Source organism: Enterococcus sp. AZ188, assembly GCF_050544075.1.
Lineage (GTDB): Bacteria > Bacillota > Bacilli > Lactobacillales > Enterococcaceae > Enterococcus_D > Enterococcus_D entomosocium.
The window spans coordinates 931290-952677 of record NZ_CP172943.1; the positions used below are offsets into that span (position 1 = coordinate 931290).

18 protein-coding genes and 2 pseudogenes are annotated in these 21388 nt (G+C 42.2%); 19 read left to right on the forward strand and 1 reads right to left on the reverse strand.

The genetic code is table 11. The features are described from left to right. Positions 1-57 precede the first annotated feature (57 nt). The 11 genes and pseudogenes from IGI86_RS04270 (at position 58) to cls (ending at position 12732) form a co-directional block, all read left to right on the forward strand. On the forward strand, positions 58-1005 hold the full coding sequence (locus IGI86_RS04270) for a LacI family DNA-binding transcriptional regulator (protein WP_005237300.1): 948 nt from the start codon (positions 58-60) through the stop codon (positions 1003-1005). A 156-nt stretch (positions 1006-1161) separates the two neighbouring features. Then, a complete protein-coding gene (locus IGI86_RS04275; protein WP_005237299.1) occupies positions 1162-2427 on the forward strand; it encodes an extracellular solute-binding protein in 1266 nt (421 codons plus the stop codon). Positions 2428-2587: 160 nt separating this feature from the next. Continuing rightward, complete coding sequence (locus tag IGI86_RS04280) at positions 2588-3877, forward strand: carbohydrate ABC transporter permease (RefSeq protein ID WP_005237298.1); 1290 nt, start codon at positions 2588-2590, stop codon at positions 3875-3877. A gap of 2 nt (positions 3878-3879) precedes the next feature. Continuing rightward, the gene (locus IGI86_RS04285) at positions 3880-4713 is read left to right on the forward strand and encodes a sugar ABC transporter permease (RefSeq protein ID WP_005237297.1); all 834 of its coding nucleotides are present in this window, start codon (positions 3880-3882) and stop codon (positions 4711-4713) included. A 10-nt stretch (positions 4714-4723) separates the two neighbouring features. Next, a complete protein-coding gene (locus IGI86_RS04290; protein ID WP_139960325.1) occupies positions 4724-5539 on the forward strand; it encodes a DUF1189 domain-containing protein in 816 nt (271 codons plus the stop codon). A gap of 247 nt (positions 5540-5786) precedes the next feature. After that, positions 5787-8171 (forward strand): annotated as a pseudogene (gene secA, locus IGI86_RS04295) (preprotein translocase subunit SecA); the annotation flags it as partial. Between the two features lie 45 nt (positions 8172-8216). Beyond that, positions 8217-8291, forward strand: a pseudogene (locus tag IGI86_RS04300) (SEC-C metal-binding domain-containing protein); the annotation flags it as partial. Between the two features lie 88 nt (positions 8292-8379). Next, positions 8380-9487, forward strand: a protein-coding gene (prfB, locus tag IGI86_RS04305; RefSeq protein WP_101495161.1) for a peptide chain release factor 2 whose coding sequence is annotated in 2 segments (ribosomal slippage) — positions 8380-8451 and positions 8453-9487 — 1107 coding nt in all. Because the reading frame shifts where the segments join, the coding sequence is not laid out codon by codon here. A gap of 112 nt (positions 9488-9599) precedes the next feature. Then, a complete protein-coding gene (gene ftsE, locus IGI86_RS04310) occupies positions 9600-10286 on the forward strand; it encodes a cell division ATP-binding protein FtsE (RefSeq protein WP_005237293.1) in 687 nt (228 codons plus the stop codon). Continuing rightward, the gene (gene ftsX / locus IGI86_RS04315) at positions 10279-11163 is read left to right on the forward strand and encodes a permease-like cell division protein FtsX (protein ID WP_005237292.1); all 885 of its coding nucleotides are present in this window, start codon (positions 10279-10281) and stop codon (positions 11161-11163) included. The genes ftsE and ftsX overlap by 8 nt, the downstream gene beginning before the upstream one ends. Positions 11164-11286: 123 nt before the next feature. Beyond that, a complete protein-coding gene (gene cls, locus IGI86_RS04320) occupies positions 11287-12732 on the forward strand; it encodes a cardiolipin synthase (RefSeq protein WP_430617765.1) in 1446 nt (481 codons plus the stop codon). Positions 12733-12794: 62 nt separating this feature from the next. Here the strand turns inward: cls and IGI86_RS04325 are convergent, their stop codons facing one another. Beyond that, positions 12795-12914 (reverse strand): DUF4044 domain-containing protein, encoded by a 120-nt coding sequence (locus IGI86_RS04325; protein WP_005237290.1) that lies wholly within the window; start codon positions 12912-12914, stop codon positions 12795-12797. Positions 12915-13246: 332 nt separating this feature from the next. Between IGI86_RS04325 and IGI86_RS04330 the strand changes: the two genes are divergently transcribed. From IGI86_RS04330 to murG, 8 genes are all read left to right on the forward strand, one after another. After that, a complete protein-coding gene (locus IGI86_RS04330) occupies positions 13247-13615 on the forward strand; it encodes a DUF3397 domain-containing protein (RefSeq protein ID WP_005237289.1) in 369 nt (122 codons plus the stop codon). Positions 13616-13813: 198 nt separating this feature from the next. Next, on the forward strand, positions 13814-14245 hold the full coding sequence (mraZ, locus tag IGI86_RS04335) for a division/cell wall cluster transcriptional repressor MraZ (protein ID WP_005228792.1): 432 nt from the start codon (positions 13814-13816) through the stop codon (positions 14243-14245). Positions 14246-14270: 25 nt separating this feature from the next. Then, entirely contained in the window at positions 14271-15230 is a 960-nt protein-coding gene (gene rsmH, locus IGI86_RS04340; RefSeq protein ID WP_008377332.1) for a 16S rRNA (cytosine(1402)-N(4))-methyltransferase RsmH, read from the forward strand. A gap of 5 nt (positions 15231-15235) precedes the next feature. Beyond that, complete coding sequence (gene ftsL, locus IGI86_RS04345) at positions 15236-15655, forward strand: cell division protein FtsL (protein WP_008377334.1); 420 nt, start codon at positions 15236-15238, stop codon at positions 15653-15655. After that, on the forward strand, positions 15656-17851 hold the full coding sequence (locus IGI86_RS04350; RefSeq protein WP_008377336.1) for a penicillin-binding transpeptidase domain-containing protein: 2196 nt from the start codon (positions 15656-15658) through the stop codon (positions 17849-17851). Positions 17852-17866: 15 nt separating this feature from the next. Continuing rightward, complete coding sequence (mraY, locus tag IGI86_RS04355; RefSeq protein WP_005237283.1) at positions 17867-18829, forward strand: phospho-N-acetylmuramoyl-pentapeptide-transferase; 963 nt, start codon at positions 17867-17869, stop codon at positions 18827-18829. Between the two features lie 12 nt (positions 18830-18841). Next, positions 18842-20200, forward strand: coding sequence for a UDP-N-acetylmuramoyl-L-alanine--D-glutamate ligase (gene murD, locus IGI86_RS04360; protein WP_042890037.1), 1359 nt, complete (start codon positions 18842-18844; stop codon positions 20198-20200). Between the two features lie 15 nt (positions 20201-20215). Next, on the forward strand, positions 20216-21310 hold the full coding sequence (murG, locus tag IGI86_RS04365) for an undecaprenyldiphospho-muramoylpentapeptide beta-N-acetylglucosaminyltransferase (RefSeq protein ID WP_005237281.1): 1095 nt from the start codon (positions 20216-20218) through the stop codon (positions 21308-21310). The last annotated feature ends 78 nt before the right edge of the window (positions 21311-21388 follow it).

The following is a 21388-nucleotide window of genomic DNA, read 5'->3' on the forward strand; positions in this document are numbered from 1 at the left end:
TCTTCTTTTGGTTTATTATGTTATACTATAGATGAAATAATACAAGGAGAGTGAATCATGACTACGCTAGCAGATGTTGCTAAAAAAGCAAATGTTTCCGCAATGACCGTTTCTCGAGTGATCAATCATCCGGACAAAGTAACTGAAGAGTTAAAGCAGCTGGTTCATCAAGCGATGCTTGAATTGGATTATCAGCCGAATATTGCTGCCAAATCATTAGTTTCCAAGCGTTCCCATATCATCAAAGTGTATATTTTAGAGGAGATGGATACGACGGAACCTTACTATATGAACTTATTGGTTGGGATCGCTCGTTCTATTGGTAAAGCACACTATTCTTTGCAGCTAGTTACGACTGACGGGGTGGATCGTGGTCCAGCAGATGGCTGCATCATTACGGGCTTTCGCCAGGCTGACATGGACTGGATAAGAAATTTAAGAAAGCCTGTGGTGTTGTTTGGCGAAAATGAAGCTGGGTTCAGTTTTGTTGACAGTGACAACTATCAAGGAATCGTTTCTGCATGCAAACATGCTATCGACACCGGCTATCAACAATTGGTCTATATTGGTTTAGAGTTGGAAGAAGCGTTTACGAAAAGCCGAGAAAAAGGGTACATAGATACAGTCACAAAAGCGGGAATATCACCAAAAATCTATCGTTTTGACAACCGATCTTCCGCCGCCCGCAAGTTTATCCAATCGCAGAATGAGCATTTAATGAAAAACACTTGTTTTATCTGTGCCACAGATCGTTTAGCGTTAGGCATCAATCAAGGCTTACAGTCGATCGGAGTGGAGGTGCCAGATGATTTTGGGATCATCGGCTACGATGGCGTATTCCTTGATCAGGTAAGTTCGCCAAAATTGACAACGATGAAGCAAGCCATTGTGGAAATGGGGGAAGTTTGCGGCGAATTATTGATCCAAAAAATCGAACATAATGATACGAGCCAGCGACAACAGCGCTTTTTACCTCAACTCGTGGTTCGTGAATCCACAAAATGAAAAATTAAGCAAATGGTTGCGCAATTTCTTTTCGATTCCTCGACATCTTAATTTAAAGGCTTTTTCTATTTTTGTTATCGCTAACATTTAGAAAAGGTTTGCCATTTTAAGAAACCGGTTGCATAATGGAGTTACAAATTGCAGGAGGTAAACAGGATGAAAGTGAATTGGAAAAAGGCAGCTCTAGGATTAGTTTCAGGAAGTGCGTTGTTAGCGCTTGCGGCGTGTGGCGGCAACGGTGGTAGTACCGATGGTAGTAATGCAGATGCAGGTTCAGGTAGCGATGAAAAAACGCTCACGGTCTCTGTAGGCGCAGACTATATTGATTATATCAATGAAGTGAAATCTGACTTTGAATCTGAAAATGATGTGACCATCAACGTTGTAGAAATGGATATGTTCGATCAAATGGATGCGCTTCAACTAGACGGTCCCGCTGGGAAAGGTCCAGATGTTACGATGTCTCCTTACGATCGTGTAGGTCAAGTAGGCTCGCAAGGGCATTTGGCAGAAATGACTTTGCCAGATGATGGACGGTACAGCGATACAGACAAGCAACAGGTAACGATCGATGATAAAATCTATGGCGCACCAGCAATGATTGAAGCAGTTGTCATGTTCTATAACAAAGATTTGATCGATGAAGCGCCAGCAACTTTTTCTGATTTAGAAGAGCTAGCAAAAGATGATCGTTTTGCAGAAGGCGATGACAATGTTGGTTTCTTAGCTCGTTGGACAGACTTTTATTATACGTATGGTCTATTAGCTGGTTATGGTGGTTATGTCTTTGGGGATGAAGGGACAGATCCATCTGATTTAGGGATTAACAATGAAGGTTCTGTTGAAGCAATCACGTACGCAACTGATTGGTTCCAAAATGTCTGGCCGCAAGGAATGCTGGATGTATCAGCCAACGAAAACTTGATGTTAGATTACTTTAACCAAGGCAAAACAGCAGCCATCATTTACGGACCATGGGGCGTGAACGGCTTTGAAGAAGCAGGGATTAACTATGGCGTAGCGAAAATCCCAACGCTGAGCAATGGCAATGATTATGAAACGTTTGGTGGTGGAAAAGCATGGGTTGTTTCCAACTACTCACAAAACAAAGACGTTTCTCAACAATTTGTCGAATATTTAACAAACGAAGCTAATCAAGAGAAATTGTATGAAATGCGTCATGATATTCCAGCAAACATTATGGCTCAAGAAACAGTTGCTGCTTCTGATGATCCAGTAGCAAAAGCAGTGATCGAGCAATACAGTGTTTCACAACCAATGCCAAATATCCCTGAAATGTCTGAGGTTTGGGTAGGGGCTGAAAACATGCTGTTTGATGCAGGTTCAGGCAATATGACTCCTCAAGAAGCAGCGGATAATGCTGCCAAAACAATCGAAGAAGCGATTGAGCAGAAATATTAATAAATAGCCGATTACGGTCTGTCATTCATGTCGACGATTCTATAGAGGATGTTTGTCAAAAGGATTCCTTGCAACGTAGCACGCAAGAAATTGCTTGATGAGATTGATTTCTATGGATCGTCGGCCGCTTGGCAGACTTTCGATTTTAAGGAGGATACATATGAGGACGAATTCAAAAGCCACGCAGACAGCGCTTCTTTCAATCATCCCTGGGGTGGGACAATTCAAAAATGGTCAGAAATTTAAAGCGGGACTCTTTTTTGCGGTCTTTCTAATTTTTCTAGGCGAAATGCTTTTGTTCGGTGGACAAGCATTATATAACTTTGTCACACTGGGATCAGTACCGATGGAACACAATTCTTTGTTCTTGTTGATCGAAGGAACGCTACAGGTCATCGTTACCGTTATTTTCATTATCTTTTGGGTTTTAAATATCAAAGATGCCTATCAAGTTCGCCAAAGTATTGAAAAAGGGTTCCCGGTGGCAGTTACGAGAAAAGAGTTTTTCAATAAATTGTATGAGGATGGTTTCGCTTATCTATTGACGATCCCAGCCTATCTGGTGATGATCGTAGCAATTATTTTTCCGGTAATGGTGACACTCTTCATGGCGTTTACCAACTATGATTTTCGACATATTCCGCCAGCAAACTTAATCGACTGGATCGGTTTTTCGAATTTTACGAATATCTTCACCTTAAGTTCTTACCGCGACACCTTTGTAAAAGTGTTTAGTTGGACGGTGATTTGGACCGTTTTAGCAACTACTTTGCAAATTACCTTAGGAATACTGACAGCTGTTGTTGCCAATCAAAAATTTGTGAAGTTCCGTCGGGTCTTCGGGGTGATTTTCTTGCTTCCTTGGGCGGTGCCAGCGTTTATCACAATCATGAGTTTTTCAAATATGTTTAATGATACCGCAGGAGCGATCAATACGCAGGTGATCCCGCTATTGAACAATCTGCCCTTTGTGGATATTGGGAACATTGCTTGGAAGACCGATCCGTTTTGGACGAAAACGGCGATTATTTTGATTCAGGGTTGGTTAGGGTTTCCATATATTTATGTTATGGTCTCAGGGATTTTACAATCCATTTCTGAAGATTTGTATGAAGCAGCCAAAATGGATGGAGCAAATGCGATTCAGCGTTTTCGCAATATTACGTTACCGGCGATCTTTTTGGTGGCAGCACCAACCTTCGTTACGCAATATACAGGGAACTTTAATAACTTCTCCATGATCTATCTCTTTAACGAAGGTGGTCCAGGAAGTTTAGGTGGAAATGCCGGTTCGACGGATATTTTGATTTCATGGATCTACAAATTGACGACGGGCGGCTCGCCACAATACTCGATTGCTTCTGCATTGACCTTGATCATTTCCTTTGTGGTGATTTCCATTTCATTACTGGTGTTTAAAAAGACGAATGCATTTAATATGGAGGATTGAGGATGAAAAAGAAAAAGTTTTCTTTCAGCAAATTATTTACCTACTTGTTTATGATCGCTTTATCGATCGTTATCATCTATCCCTTGTTGATTACCGCCACCTCAGCCTTCAAGGCAGGGAATATGATCGCCTTTCGCTTGGATTTTGATGCGGATTGGACATTGAACAACTTTCGACGATTGTTCAATGAAACCCCCTATTTGACATGGTATAAAAACACCTTGATCGTGGCTGTTTCCACGATGGTGATCCAAGTAATGATCGTAACACTGGCAGGGTATACTTACAGTCGTTATCGCTTTGCCGGTCGTAAGAGCAGTTTGATGGTGTTCTTGATCGTTCAGATGGTGCCAACAATGTCGGCGTTGACCGCTTTTTATGTCATGGGCTTATTAGCAAACGGCCTAGATAGTTTCTGGTTCTTGACACTGATCTATATCGGTGGTGGGATTCCCATGAATACTTGGCTGATGAAAGGGTACTTTGATACGGTACCGATCGACTTGGATGAATCAGCAAAACTTGACGGTGCAGGGCATTTCCGCATCTTTTGGCAAATCGTTTTGCCCCTCGTAAAACCAATGGTTGCCGTCCAAGCATTGTGGGCCTTTATGGGGCCATTCGGCGAATTCTTGCTGGCGCGGTTCTTGCTTCGCTCACAAGAGCGTTTGACCGTCGCAGTCGGGCTGCAGACCTTTATCAACGATGCCCGTAATCAACGGGTCGCACTCTTTGCGGCTGGTGCGATTTTGATCGCCGTACCGATTGCTGCACTGTTTTTCTTCTTACAAAAATACTTTGTTTCAGGTTTGACCTCGGGCGGAACAAAAGGATAGGAATGATAGGATGTCTGAACAACGATTTCCCTTAACATACTTTGGGGCCATATTTTCTCCAACAAAAGTCTATGCATGGCGTAAAAAATTAAATCGCTGGCAGCAAGTGTTTGTCTATATTTTCTTGATGTCCTTGCTGATGATCCCGCTGACCTTGATGATCAGCAAGCAAACGGATCAAGCCTTTGTAGCATTTTTTCCCCATGCAAAAACACTCATGACTGCTGAAACAGCAGCCGAATACAGTGAACTGCAGCTGGAAGATGGCAAACTTTTAACGGATGAGTCACAAGTCTTTTCGCAAACAGAAGCGGGCATTATAGGTGTTGCGCTTTCAGAAGCGGACCTTTCAAGAGCAAAATATGCCATCAATTTTCGTGAAACTGACTGGACCATCAAAGAGGAAATCGATGGACAAACCTATCATTATGAGATGCGTTACACGGCGGAAATGATGCCTGATCAAGTGCATGATGCGGCTTCGTTTCAGAAAGTGATCGAAGACGGCTTTTATCGCAACAACGAGACGGCGATTTTCTTCAGCCAGACGATCACGGTGGCATTTTTATTGGTGGCAATGAATAGTATCCTCGTCATGGGCGCAGCGTTTTTCCTCTGGCTGACGAAAAAGTCGCGACTGTCGACGATCAGCAGTTTCAAAGAAAGTACCAACGTGATTTTAAATGCACTGGGGGCAGGCTCTCTGGTGGCGATGTTGGCAGGATTTATTGGCGCGGACATCATCTTGATGATTGGGATCCAATCTTTAGGCATGCTGCTGATGCTTTTCTTAGCTTTCTTAAAAACCCGTTTTAAAACGGCCTAATTTGCAAATATTCGCAACAAGTCATTTGGACGTGCGCTGGACTTTGGGCACCGATCGATGGCTTGTTGCGTATTTTTTCCCTTCGTTTCTTTAAAATCTGTGAAAAAAGGTTAAGAATCCGTTTATCACGCAAGATTGATGCGATAGTTCTATCGAAAAATATTTCATTTATGGTGAACTAGTGCTAAAATAGTTAGGAGAGTTTCCAGCTAGGATAATGCAGAAGTAAAAGGAGAATTATTAAGGTATGGCCAATTTTTTTAGAAAATTAATCGAAAACGACAAAAAAGAATTAAAACGTCTTGACCATATTGCGAATCAAGTTGAATCACATGCGGATGAAATGGCCGCTTTATCTGATGAACAATTACGCGGGAAAACCGATGAATTTCGTCGTCGTTTCCAAGAGGGAGAGACTTTGGATAAATTATTACCTGAAGCCTTTGCAGTAGTACGTGAAGCTGCAAAACGCGTTTTGGGCCTTTATCCTTACCACGTCCAATTAATGGGTGGGATCGTCTTGCATGATGGGAATATCCCAGAGATGCGTACGGGTGAAGGGAAAACCTTGACGGCGACATTACCTGTTTATTTGAATGCTTTGAGTGGTCAAGGCGTCCATGTCGTAACCGTCAATGAATACTTGGCAACTCGTGACTCGACTGAGATGGGAGAGCTGTACAACTTTTTAGGATTGACAGTCGGTTTGAACATCAACTCAAAATCAGCAGAAGAAAAACGTGCGGCGTATGCTTGTGACATCACTTATAGTACAAACAATGAATTAGGGTTTGACTATTTGCGGGACAACATGGTGGTTTATCGTCATCAAATGGTACAACGTCCATTAAACTATGCCATTGTCGATGAAGTCGATTCGATCTTGATCGATGAAGCGAGAACGCCATTGATCATTTCAGGACAAGCAGAAAAATCGACCGCGCTATACAATCGGGTCGACAATTTCGTCAAACGCTTGACGGAAGAAGAAGACTACAAAATCGATATTCAATCAAAAACGATCGGCTTGACAGAACGCGGGATCGAAAAAGCGGAGGAGACCTTCGGCTTAGAAAACTTGTATGATATCGAAAACACTGCATTGACCCATCACTTGGACCAAGCGTTGCGGGCGAATTACATCATGATTCGTGACATTGATTACGTGGTGCAAGATGGCAAAGTAATGATCGTTGACCAATTTACAGGTCGGATCATGGATGGCCGCCGCTATTCTGACGGGCTGCATCAAGCGATCGAAGCAAAAGAAAGTGTCGAGATCGAAGATGAAACCAAAACGATGGCGACGATCACATTCCAGAACTACTTCCGGATGTACAAAAAATTGTCTGGGATGACCGGTACTGCGAAAACGGAAGAAGAAGAGTTTAGAGAAATCTATAACATGCAAGTCATTCAGATTCCTACGAACAAACCGATCTTACGGGATGATCGTGCGGACTTGCTTTATCCAACACTTACCAGCAAATTCCAAGCAGTCGTTCAAGACATCAAAGAACGCCACCGCAAAGGGCAACCAGTCCTTGTAGGGACGGTCGCTGTTGAGACTTCTGAATTACTATCATCAATGCTTGATCGGGAGAAAGTTCCTCATGAAGTATTGAATGCCAAGAATCACTTTAAAGAAGCGGAAATCATTTTGAATGCTGGGCAAAAAGGCGCTGTAACGATCGCGACCAATATGGCTGGTCGGGGAACGGATATCAAGTTGGGTCTTGGTGTTGCAGAACTAGGCGGATTGGCAGTTATTGGTACCGAGCGTCACGAATCACGACGGATCGACAACCAGTTGCGGGGACGTGCGGGACGTCAAGGAGATCCAGGGATGTCGCAATTTTACCTGTCGCTAGAAGATGATTTAATGAAACGTTTTGGTTCTGAACGAATCAAAGTGTTCTTAGATCGGATGAAAATCGATGAAGGCGATGCCGTGATCCAAAGCAAGATGCTTTCAAAACAAGTAGAATCTGCCCAAAGACGAGTGGAAGGGAATAACTACGATACCCGGAAAAACGTCTTGCAATACGATGACGTAATGCGAGAACAGCGGGAAGTTATTTACGGACAACGTCAAGAAGTAATCATGGAAGAAACGGATCTTTCACCACAATTAATGAATATGGTGAAACGTTCCATCAGCCGTGTCGTTGACAGTCATACGCAATTAGAAGAAAGCAATTGGAATTATGAAGGAATCGTTGATTTTGCTGCCAATGCACTTGTTCATGAAGATACCATCAGTATTGAAGACATCAAGGGCAAATCAGCTCAAGAGATTAAAGATTATCTAAACCAACGGGCAGAAGAAGTCTTTGAACAAAAGAAAACACAACTTAATAGTCCAGAACAATTACTGGAATTTGAAAAAGTAGTGATTTTACGAGTCGTTGATACGAAGTGGACCGACCACATCGATGCCATGGATCAATTGCGCCAATCGGTTGGGTTACGGGCTTATGGACAAAACAATCCGTTAGTTGAATACCAAACAGAAGGATTCAATATGTTTGAAAACATGGTTGGAGCCATCGAGTATGAAGTAACTCGTCTGTTTATGAAGGCAGAAATCCGCCAAAACGTTCAACGGGAACAAGTAGCCCAAGGAGAAGCACAAGGGGTAGAAGAAGCACCGGCTGCCCAAGCGCCAAGTTTCAAAAACGTGGGCCGCAATGATCCTTGTCCTTGCGGAAGCGGGAAAAAATTCAAGAATTGCCACGGGAAAAATATGTAACAAGTTTTGAAAAAGGTGAGAGTAGGCTGGCAGACGTTTTTGTCCAGTCTACTTTCGTTTGTAAGAAAAAAAGAAAGAAGGAATTTTAATGGAAATCGCAGATATTCGGAATCAATTGACCCAGATGAATGAAAAAATAATCAGTTTTAGGGGGTCTCTTTGACTTAGATCAGTTAGAAGAGGACATTGCGGAAGCGGAACACCAAATGGCAGATCCTACCTTTTGGGATGATTCAGAAAAAGCTCAACAAGTCATTAACGCCAACAATGCCAACAAAGAGACTTACGATCAATTCAATCAGCTAGCAGAAGAATTGGAAGAACTCGAAGTGATGTTGGAAATGATTCAAGAAGAAGCCGATCCGGAAATGGAAGCAGAACTTGATGCGCGAATCGGTAAGTTAAATGAGAAAATGGCTTCTTATGAATTGTCGATGTTGTTAGATGAACCCTATGATCGAAACAATGCCATCATCGAGCTGCACCCGGGAGCAGGCGGTACCGAGTCGCAAGACTGGGGCAGCATGCTGTTACGGATGTATACTCGTTTTTGTGAACAACATGGGTATCAGGTGGAAACTTTGGACTATCAAGCCGGTGATGAAGCGGGGATCAAAAGTGTCACATTACTTGTGAAAGGCCACAACGCCTATGGCTATTTGAAGTCGGAAAAAGGCGTGCATCGCTTGGTCCGTATTTCACCTTTTGATTCTGCTAAGAGACGGCATACGTCATTTTGCTCGGTGGATGTGATGCCAGAATTAGATGGGGCGATCGATGTGGAGATCAACTCAGATGATTTGAAGATCGATACGTACCGCGCAAGCGGCGCTGGTGGACAGCACATCAACAAAACCGAATCTGCTGTGCGGATCACTCACATTCCAACAGGTACAGTGGTCGCTAGCCAAGCCCAGCGTTCACAGCTGAAAAACCGTGAGCAAGCGATGGGGATGTTGAAAGCCAAGCTGTATCAATTAGAAGTCGAAAAGAAAGAACAAGAAGCAGCAGCCTTGCGAGGCGAGCAATTAGAGATCGGCTGGGGCTCGCAAATTCGTTCTTATGTCTTCCATCCCTATTCAATGGTCAAAGATCACCGAACGAATTTCGAAACTGGGAATGTACAGGCAGTCATGGATGGCGATTTGGACGGCTTTATCGATGCCTATTTGAAGCTGAAACTGAATCAAAAATAACCTGGTATGACTTAAACAGATTGAAACACAATTGTAATCTGTTGCAAGCAAGGTGAAATATATTCATGCTATAATAAGCCAGAATGAAAATTTGAGATGGAGAGATAGCTGTATGATAGAAATGAAAGATATAATGAAAAAGTACTCTAATGGTACGACTGCTATCCGTAACCTTTCGATTTCAATTGATCAAGGGGAGTTTGTCTATGTCGTTGGACCATCCGGCGCCGGAAAATCAACCTTTATCAAATTGATGTATCGAGAAGAAAGAGCAACAAAAGGCGTTTTGAATGTCGCAGGATATGATTTGGTCGGCATGAAAAACCGTGAGATCCCTTTGATGCGCCGGGAAATCGGCGTGGTCTTCCAAGACTACAAACTTTTACCGCGGAAAACGGTCTTTGAAAATGTTGCTTATGCAATGCAAGTTATCGGACGCAAACCCCGTGATATCAAAAAACGGGTGATGGAAGTTTTGGATTTGGTCGGACTGAAACATAAAGTTCGGGTCTTTCCAAGTGAACTTTCCGGTGGGGAACAACAACGGGTGTCGATCGCTCGTGCCATCGTAAATACACCGAAGGTATTGATTGCGGATGAACCAACCGGAAATCTAGATCCTGAAAACTCATGGGAAATCATGAAATTGCTTGATCGAATCAATGCACAAGGAACAACGGTCGTTATGGCGACCCATAATAGTACGATCGTAAATACGATTCGTCATCGCGTGATCGCGATTGAGAATGGCCGCATTATTCGCGACCAAGCGGAAGGAGAATATGGTTACGATGATTAGAACATTTTTCCGTCATCTCCTGGAGAGTATTAAAAGTTTAAAGCGTAACGGCTGGATGACTATCGCGTCATTGAGTGCCGTGACGATCACATTAACATTAGTCGGTATTTTTCTAGGTGTAATCTTAAATGCAACAAAACTAGCCGAAGATATTCGTGAGAATGTGGACGTGTCGGTTTTCGTTGATATTGGTACAGAACAAGAAGACATGGATGCTTTAGAACAGGCCTTAAATGATCTGCCGAACGTTTCAGAAGTGACATTTTCTAGTCGAGACGAAGAATTGCAGAAGATCCAGGATGCCATGGGGGATTCATGGAACTTGTTCGAAGGCGACAGTAATCCACTGTATAACGTATTTGTTGTAAGTGCCACAGATCCAGAGTATACGACAGAGATCGCAGAACAAGCTGGGGATTTGCCGAATGTCTTTAAAGCCGATTACGGTGGAGATTCTTCTGACCGAATCTTTGAATTGTCTGCGGCTGTGCGGACTTGGGGCTTAGCTGCTGCTGTCTTACTGATTTTTGTGGCAATGTTCCTAATCTCTAATACGATTCGGATCACGATTTTGTCCCGTCAAAGAGAAATTCAAATCATGCGTCTGGTTGGGGCGAAAAACGGCTACATTCGTTGGCCATTCTTCCTTGAAGGAGGCTGGATCGGACTCTTAGGATCAATTGTCCCAATTGCGTTGATGTACTTCGGGTATCATCAAGTTTATGCAATGGTCAATCCATCCTTGCTACGTTCAAATTACAGCTTAATTGCACCAAATATGTTTCTAATACAAGTGTGCGGTGTGATGGCACTGATTGGTATCGTGATTGGTTCGCTTGGTTCCGTCTTATCAATGCGCCGATTTTTAAAATTCTAAACGTATGTTTTATTAAAGTCGATCGTCAGATCGGCTTTTTTTGTTTCATCACAGTGTTTCTTTACTTTAGGTACTATTTTTTGATATGCTTTAGTAGCGGGAAATCGGGGAAGAGGTGGAAAAATGGTTGTAATGGATAATTTGGTAACCATTTTATTTATAGTTAATATTTTGTTATCAATCATTATCATTTTCAGAGAGAGACGTCAGACTGCTCAGACATGGGCCTGGCTTTTGGTCTTGATGTTCATCCCAATCGTTGGTTTTGTGCTTTACTTTTTCTTTGGTAGAGGAATTTCCAAGGAAAAGATTTTCGATATGCGCTCACAAGCAAAGATTGGTCTAAACGTTGAATTAGAAGAACAAAAACAAGCGCTCGCGCGTCATTTGTTTCCGCATCCGCCGACTGCTCAAGTAGAAGTCCAGCAGTTAGTCTATCTGTTGACGGTCTTTGGTCAATCCCTCTATACGACAGCCAATAGCGTGACACTTTATACCGATGGGCGGCAGAAATTTGATGCCTTGATCGCGGATATCGAACAGGCAAAAAATCACATTCATATGGAATATTATATTTATCGCAGTGATGCATTGGGAAATGAGGTCAAAGAAGCATTGGTACGAGCCGCAAAGCGAGGCGTAAAAGTAAGAGTCTTGTTAGATGCTTGGGGCAGTACCCAGGTATCATTGAAGTTTTTTGATGAATTGCGTCTGCATGGCGGGCAAATTGCCTTTTTCTTTCCTTTGTTCGTTCCTTATATCAATCCGCGAATCAATTATCGGAATCATCGTAAAATCGTGGTGATTGATGGTGAGATTGGTTATACAGGCGGTTTTAATGTGGGAGATGAATATCTAGGACAAGTGGAAAAATTTGGTTATTGGCGAGACAATCACTTGCGAATTGCCGGTTCAGCTGTCTATTCGCTGCAAAATCGGTTTTTGATGGATTGGAATTCACAACATGCCTTGGAGATCAAATATGATCCTTCTTTGTTTCCTGAAATCAAACAAGCGGGGACAGTCGCAGCCCAAGTTATCACTAGTGGTCCTGATACGGAACATGAAGAAATAAAAATGACGTATTTGAAAATGATCAATTTAGCCAAAAAAGAAATTCTAATCCAAACGCCCTACTATATTCCGGATGAAGCTATTCACAATGCCTTAAAGTTGGCACTGCTTTCTGGGGTGAAAGTCCATATCCAAATCCCTAATAAACCGGATCATCCCTTGGTATATTGGGCGACCTATTCCTTTGCGGCTGAGCTGCTTCATTTTGGTGCAATCATTGAAACCTATGAGAAAGGGTTTATGCATGCGAAAACGATGATTATAGATAGTGGACTTGTATCGATTGGTTCAGCAAATATCGATGTTCGATCCTTTCGCTTAGATTTTGAAGTCAATACGATTATCTATGATGCGCAACTTGCGACTCAAACAAAAGAAGCGTTTCTGGCGGATTCGATCGATTCCAAACCGTTAACGATCGAAGCGTATCAACAAAGAAAATTGACGATCAAGATCAAGGAAGGCCTGGCACGTCTTGTGTCACCGTTACTGTAAAAAAATGCCCTTTTCCAAAAGATGGAAGCCATCATTTTGGAAAAGGGCATTTTTTAATAGGATTAACCCATAATACTTGTGTACGCTGCTAAGAAAATCGAGCCGACAGTGAGAATAAGCATGGTCCAGATCACGACTTGCGTGATTTTTGCAAAGGTACTTTTTGGTTTTTTCTCGTTCATTCTAATCCACCTTTTAGAGTTATTCTAGTGACAGTTTACCCTCAATTTCTCAAGAACTCAAGTTGATCCAAGGAGAAATTAAGAAAATTTCAATTTCACTATAAAAAAATTCGTTAGAATGGCAAGATAGGCTTGTTGAAGCTACGCCCTTCTGTTTTAATAGGTAAAGAAATACATTCTTTAAAACTTTCAAAAGTTAGTTGTTGAAATAAGAGCCTCCTTAAAAAATTTCATGGCTGTCTTATTCCGGCTTAGATTTTTAAAAGAACTGAAACATGGATGTAAAGAAAATAAAGTATAGTGACACTAGTTGTTAGAAAGGATTTTGCTGTATGTCTGGATTTAATCCAATCGTTTTGTTTTGGTATATTTTTCCTGTGCTCGTTTATTTTGCTTGTCGTTTTATCGTTTCTGCACTTTCGTTGAATGATCGTTTCCATGTGAAGGCACCGGATTTGGCGGTACCATTTTTAATGGTGGGGATTCATCAATTATCAAAATATACTTTTGATCAAGCAATCACATTGTATTATTTGATCTCCATTTTTTTATTAGGCATTCTACTGGCCGTCTTTCAGGCGTACTACTATGAAGAGATCCAATATGGTCGCTATTTTAAGATGTATTGGCGCAGTATTTTTCTATTTACGATCATCTTTCATGTCGTTTTGATCATTCTAAATATCGTAAGTTACTTATAGTGTTTTGCCCCTTGATAAACGTCCATTTTTTTGCTTAAAGTTTTTTTAAAGACTTTAAGGAGTCTGATTCCCTCTTTTTGTTCATTTGGTAAAGAAAAGTCAAACAACTTCCCTTTCAAATTTCATATAATTTGTGGTAGAAAGTGGGGGATTGTGGTAGACTGTGAATATCAGGTGGAGATCGGGGGTTATTTATCGATGTTTATGGGAGAATTTCAACATTCGATAGATGCAAAAGGCCGACTAATCGTCCCTTCAAAACTACGAGAAAAACTCGGAGAAAAATTTGTTGTGACACGTGGATTAGATGGCTGTTTATTTGGCTACCCCTTATCTGAATGGGAAAAACTTGAAGAAAAACTAAACGAAATGCCTTTAGCGAAAAAGGATGCTCGGACATTTGTCCGCTTCTTTTATTCTGCTGCAACAGAGTGCGAGATCGATAAACAAGGACGAATCAATATCCCTGTTACATTGAGAAATCATGCAGACCTTACTAAAAGCTGCGTGATCATCGGGGTTTCAAATCGAATCGAGATTTGGGATGAAACGCGTTGGCAAGCATTCTCTGAAGAAGCAGAAGAAAACTTTGATGAAATTGCTGAAACAATGATCGACTTTGGCTTATAGGCTTGATAGGAAGAGGAAAAAACACATGGCAGATTTTCAACACTACACCGTTATGCTACAGGAGACCGTTGATGGATTATCAATTCGTCCAGAAGGCGTCTATGTCGATTGTACATTAGGTGGAGCTGGTCATAGTGAATATTTATTGTCACAACTGTCTGAAGAAGGACATCTCTTTGCTTTTGATCAAGACCAAACCGCCATCGACCATGCAAAAGAACGTTTAGCACCTTATGTTGCTAAAGGGATGGTCACGTTTATTAAAAGTAATTTCCGCTATTTAAAGGAAGCATTGAATCAACACGGCGTAAGCCGAGTCGATGGTATTTTGTATGATTTAGGTGTTTCCTCACCCCAATTAGATGAAGCCGAACGTGGCTTTAGCTACCACCAAGATGCACCGCTGGATATGCGGATGGATCAAACTGCAGCATTGACTGCCTATGAAGTGGTCAATCAATTCGACTACCATCAATTAGTCAAAATCTTCTTCCGTTATGGAGAAGAAAAATTCTCAAAACAAATCGCTCGGGAAATCGAGCGGGTGAGACAAGATCATCCCATCGAAACAACAGGGGAATTGGTCGATATCATCAAAACAGCCATTCCAGCTCCAGCAAGAAGAAAGGGCGGTCACCCAGCAAAACGGGTTTTCCAAGCCATTCGAATTGCAGTCAATGATGAGCTAGGTGTAATTGAAGAATCACTTGAACAAGCCATTCATCTTTTAGCAGTCAACGGACGTGTCAGTGTGATCACGTTCCACTCATTAGAAGATCGCATTGTGAAATCGATGTTCAAGGAATACAGTACACCAAAGGATATGCCACCAGGTCTGCCGATGATACCAGAAGAATTTCAACCAACACTAAAACTTATAACAAGAAAACCACTGCTTCCTACTGAGGAAGAAGTAGCTGAAAATAATCGTTCTCGTAGTGCGAAACTACGAATCGCGGAAAAAATCAAGGAAAGCGAAGGGTAACAACTATGGCAGAACTAAAAGTTCATGACTATGAATTCAGAGAACCTCTTGAATCACAACCTTTGGATCACTCTGAACCGACAACTGAAAAACTGCCTACTGATCCCCAGCGTCCTGAGGTCATCCGTGTACCAGCATCTCCGGCTCGTCGGTTAAAAAGTATTTCTACTCTAGAAAAACTGATTGCTGCCTTTGTGATTATCGCTGTATTGACGTTGGCAATCTTGACCATCAATATTCGGACCAATATCAGCCAAGTTGAGCATGATATTTCCTTGATCCAATCGGATATCACTGAGAAAACAACACAAGCAGAACAGTTGGAACAAGAGAAAAATGAACTTTCTAAAACCGAGCGCATCCAAAAGATTGCTGAGGATAATGGATTGTCGATTGATGATGGCAATTTAAGGAAAGTGGACTAAATGAAGTTAACAGATAAATTCAAGCAATACTTAAAAAAGAACAATCAAACTACAACGAACAATCGCAAAAAAGTAGGTATTATTCTCTTTGCTACGAGTATTGGATTGTTCTTTTTGTTTGTCACGCGTTTGAGCTATATCGTCATTGTCGGGGATGTCGCGGGAACTTCATTAGCAGAAAAGACCAAAAATCTTTATGAAGGCAGCGAAGTGATCAAAGCGAAACGTGGAACAATCTATGACCGTAATGGGATTCCGATTGCCGAAGATGTGACCTCGTATTCCATTTATGCTGTTTTGAATCAGAATTACAAAGATGGCAACAAAAATCTCTTTGCAGAAAAAGCAAACTTCAATAAGTTGGCCAAAATTTTGTCAGATGTATTGTCCATTGATCAAGAAACAGCAGTCAATACGTTAGAGGATGGCCTTGAGCAACAATTGTGGCGGGTCTCTTTTGGGAGCAAGGGAAATAATATTACATTAGAACAAAAAAATGCGATCGAAGATGCAATGGAAAAAGAAGATATTGCCGGCTTCCATTTTGATAGCCATCCAGCTCGCCTTTATCCGAATGGGGTCTTTTCTTCTCACTTTATCGGGTATGCTGTTGCCAATGATGACGATACTGGTCTAGTCGGCAAAACTGGGTTGGAAGCTGCTTACAATGATGTATTATCGGGAACTGATGGTGAGATCGTTTATCAAAAAGATAACAATCAAAACCCGCTGCCCGGAACAGTAGCAGAGACCGTCGCAGCCGTTGACGGGAAAGACGTTTATACCACCATCGATAGTCGAATCCAAAGCTATTTGGAAACGCTGATGGACAGCGTCTTTAAAGAAAACAAACCAGAAAACTTAACAGCGAACTTAATGGATGCCAAAACCGGCGAAATCATAGCGATGGCGCAACGACCAACCTACAATCCAGAAAATTTGGATTCGATCAATGATTGGCAAAATCTGTTAGTTGAAGACAACTATGAGCCAGGATCAACCATGAAGATTTTGACGACAGCAGCTGCCATCGATCAAGGCATCTTCAATGAGAACGAAACCTTTACCCCAAGTCCTGATGGATTAAAACTTTACGATGCAACCATCAATGACTGGGACTTTGGTCAAAAAGGAACACTGACGATGCGCCAAGCTCTTTCATGGTCCAGTAATATCGGAATGGTGACCTTGGAGCAGCGGATGGCTGATCGTTGGCAACAATACTTAAAAGAATTTGGCTTTGGCCGTAGCACCTATTCAGGATTGCCTAACGAAAATACTGGAATCACCCCAGAAGATAATCCTGTCAGCCAAGCGATGACTTCCTTTGGTCAAGCGATTGGTGTGACGAATTTCCAAATGATGCAGGCTTTCACATCGGTCGCAAATAATGGAACGATGCTGAAACCACAATTTATTAGTAAAATCGTTGATGGCAATACTGGAGAAGAAACGGTCACGCAACCAGAAGAGGTCGGCCATCCGATCACAAAAGAGGCTGCAACAGAGGTCCGTGAATATATGCGTGATGTTGTCGAGAGTGAAAATTATGGAAGTGCCTATGGCGTTTATGAATTACCTGGCTACAACATTTCTGCAAAAACAGGGACGGCCCAAGTAGCCGATCCAACAACCGGTAAGTATTTGTCTGGTGGCACCAATTATCTATATTCCGTTGTTTTGATGTTTCCTTCAGAAGAACCAGAATACATTTTGTATTTGACGATTAAATTACCAGAGAAGCACGAAAGCACCGTGTTGGGTGAAATTGCCAATCCATTGATGAAACGGGTCATGGATCTGAAAAACTCTGCATTAGAAGAAAGCACAACATCTGGTAGCGAAACAACTGTGGGGGATTATCGCAATCTCGATACAGAATCGGCTGCAACGGATGTTCAAAAAGCTGGATTGATCCCGGTAGTCATCGGGGATGGTGAAAAAGTCATTGCCCAATCGGTTGACAGTGGGACTTCGATCATGCCTGGCGGACGGGTACTGCTCGTTACCGACAGCGATAAGTACTATATGCCGGATACGACTTCTTGGTCAAAAGCAGACTTAATCAAATTTGGTAGTCTGCTGAATGTAGACGTCAGTTTTGAAGGAAACGGCTATTGTACCAAACAAAGCGTGGAACCATACACCGAATTATCAGGACAATCGATCAAGTTTACACTAAGTGAAAACGAATAAATAGGAGAGAACAATATGGAATGGACAGAGATGATATTACCTTTGGCAAGTGGCTTTGCGATCGTAACAGCCACAATGCCTTTGTTTATCGGCTATTTTCAAATGAAGAAATACGGACAGGAAATACGTGGTGACGGCCCCAAATGGCACAATGTAAAGGCCGGTACACCAACGATGGGTGGGTTTGTATTTTTGATTTCTGCAATGATCACTGCCATCTGGGTAGGAGCATGGCAAAATCAATTGACTGCTTCATTGTTCATTCTTTTGTTCATTACCTTGGTTTATGGTGCATTAGGATTTCTTGATGACTTCATCAAGATTTTCCGCAAACGAAATATGGGGCTGAACTCGTTGCAAAAGCTGATTGGACAGATTTTAGGCGGACTCGTCTTTTACTTTGTTTTCCGATCCGAAGGCAATGCGGATGTACTGAATTTCTTTGGGATAGACGTGTCGCTATCGATTTTTTATGGCTTGTTCGTCATTTTTTGGCTTGTTGGTTTTTCAAATGCAGTCAACTTGACGGACGGTATCGATGGGCTAGTCGCAGGACTGGGCACGATTTCTTTTTCAACTTACGCACTGATTGCTTGGCGACAAGATCAAATCGATGTGTTAATCGTTTGTCTTGCGATCATCGGCGGATTGATCGGCTTCTTTCCCTACAATCGCAAACCGGCAAAAATCTTTATGGGGGATGTCGGCTCACTGGCTTTAGGCGGTCTGCTGGCAGCTATCTCGATTCTTTTACACCAAGAATGGACCCTATTGCTTGTCGGACTGGTCTATGTTTGTGAAACAGCAAGCGTGATGCTGCAAGTTGCCTCATTCAAATTAACAGGCAAACGAATCTTCAAGATGTCACCCATCCATCATCATTTTGAAATGAGCGGATGGTCTGAGTGGAAGATCGACACTGTGTTTTGGTGTATCGCGTTAGGTTGCTCGTTGCTCACAATAGCCCTTGTATGGTAGGAGATGAAGAAAATGAAAAAAATTACAACATATCAAAATAAAAAAGTTCTTGTGCTAGGATTAGCGCGTAGTGGATTCAGTGCGGCCAAATTGTTACATGATTTGGGCGCACTTGTGACCGTTAATGACGGAAAGCCATTTGCTGAAAATCCAGAAGCACAAGATCTTTTGGCTTTAGGGGTCAAAGTGATCACTGGCAGCCACCCGATTGAATTATTGGATGAAGGATTTTCGCTAGTCGTTAAAAATCCAGGGATCCCCTATTCACAACCTCTTGTTCAAAAAGCTTTAGAGAAAAAAATTCCTGTGATCACGGAAGTGGAACTAGCGTATCAAATCTCTGAAGCGCCGATTATCGGTATTACTGGTACGAATGGAAAAACCACCACAACGACTATGATCGCCAATGTCTTGAATGCTGGAATGGAAAAAGGACAGGCATTGCTTTCTGGAAATATCGGGTTTCCTGCAAGTTCCGTTGCTCAAACAGCTAAGCCTGAAGATCGCTTGGTGATGGAGCTTTCAAGTTTCCAATTGATGGGAATCGATACCTTACGGCCGAAAATCGCTGTCATCACGAATATATATGAAGCCCATATCGATTACCATGGTAGTCGCCCGGAATATGTCTTAGCAAAATGGCGCTTGCAACAACGAATGACCGCTGACGATTATTTAGTGATCAACTGGAACCAACCGGAACTAGAAGCACTGTCGGCCAAATCAAAGGCGAAAATCATTCCTTTTTCCACCAAGGAAAAAGTAGCAGGAGCATATATGCTTGATGGGATGCTCTACTATAAAGAAGAAGCAATTATGGCAGCGGAGGAACTTGGCGTACCAGGGGCACACAATATTGAAAATGCCTTAGCGGCGATCGCTGTTGGAAAACTTTGCAATATGCCAAACGAAGCAATCAAACAAGCGTTGCAAACCTTCACTGGGGTACCTCATCGGACCCAGTATGTCACCACCATCAATCAGGTGAAATTTTTCAATGATTCCAAAGCAACCAACATCTTAGCAACAGAAATGGCCTTAGGCGGTTTTGACAATGAGAAATTGGTCTTATTGGCAGGCGGCTTGGACCGTGGCAACAGTTTTGATGAGTTGGTTCCAGCACTAAAAGGACTCAAAGCTATCGTAGTGTTTGGAGAAACAAAAGAAAAATTAGCCGCAGCCGCTCAAGCAGCTGGCGTAAAAACGATTGAAATGACAGACAATGTTGAAACAGCCGTCCCAGTTGCCTTTTCTTTAAGTGCTGCTGGAGATACGATTCTATTGTCACCGGCGAATGCAAGTTGGGATCAATACCCTAATTTTGAAGTTCGCGGCGACAAATTTATGGCGGCAGTAGCAGAACTTAAATAGAAATGAGTGAAGGACATGAAAATACTTGTGACTGGCGGCGGTACTGGCGGCCACATCTATCCAGCGTTGTCTTTTGTCGATTACGTAAAAGAGATTGACCCGACAGCCGAATTTTTATACATTGGTGCAACAAGGGGCTTAGAGAATAAAATCGTCCCTCCAACAGGTATTCCTTTTAAAACGTTAGAGATCCAAGGCTTTAAGCGTAAGCTGTCTTTTGATAACGTAAAAACGATCCAGCTTTTCATGAAAAGCTATTATGCAGCAAAGAAAATCATCAAGGAGTTTCAACCGGATGTGGTGATTGGCACCGGCGGCTATGTTTCTGGCGCCGTGGTCTTTGCTGCAGCGAAGTTGAAAATACCTACCATTATTCATGAACAAAATAGTGTTCCTGGAATCACCAATAAGTTTCTAACCAAGTATGTGGATAAAATCGCCATTGCTTTTCACGATGCTTCTCAATACTTTCCAGCGAAGAAAACGGTGCTTGTGGGCAATCCCAGGGGGCAAGAAGTACGGAATAGTCAAAAGTCGACGATTTTGTCTTCTTACGATTTAAATCCGGCGAAAAAAACGGTTTTGGTTTTTGGTGGGAGTCAAGGAGCTCTGAAAATCAACCAAGCGATCATTGATGCGCTGCCGCTTTTTGCTCAAAAAGAGTATCAGTTACTTTATGCATCTGGCGAAAGGTATTACAAAGAGATCGAAGAAAAAATCGGGATGTCAAAAGATGCTTTCCCTAATATCAGTATTCGTCCCTATATCGATCAAATGGCAGAAGTGATGGCAAATAGTGATTTGTTGATTGGACGAGCAGGTGCCACATCGATTGCCGAATTTACGGCATTAGGGATTCCAGCAATTCTGATTCCTAGCCCTTATGTGACTAATGACCACCAAACAAAGAACGCCCAAAGTTTAGCTAATGCAGGAGCAGTCAAAATGATTGCCGATCATGAACTAAACAGCCAAAACCTCGTGGAAGCAGTAGATAGTATCATGCAAGATGAAGCCCTTCGTAGTAAGATGGCCAAAGCCTCAAAAGAACAAGGGATCAGCGATGCCTCAGAACGATTATTTCGACTTGTGCAAGAGGTAATCAAATAGTACAATGTGTGGGATAGAAAGGAGCGATTATCATTAGTAAAGACAAAACACCTCATGATGATCAAACCCCCTCGTCAA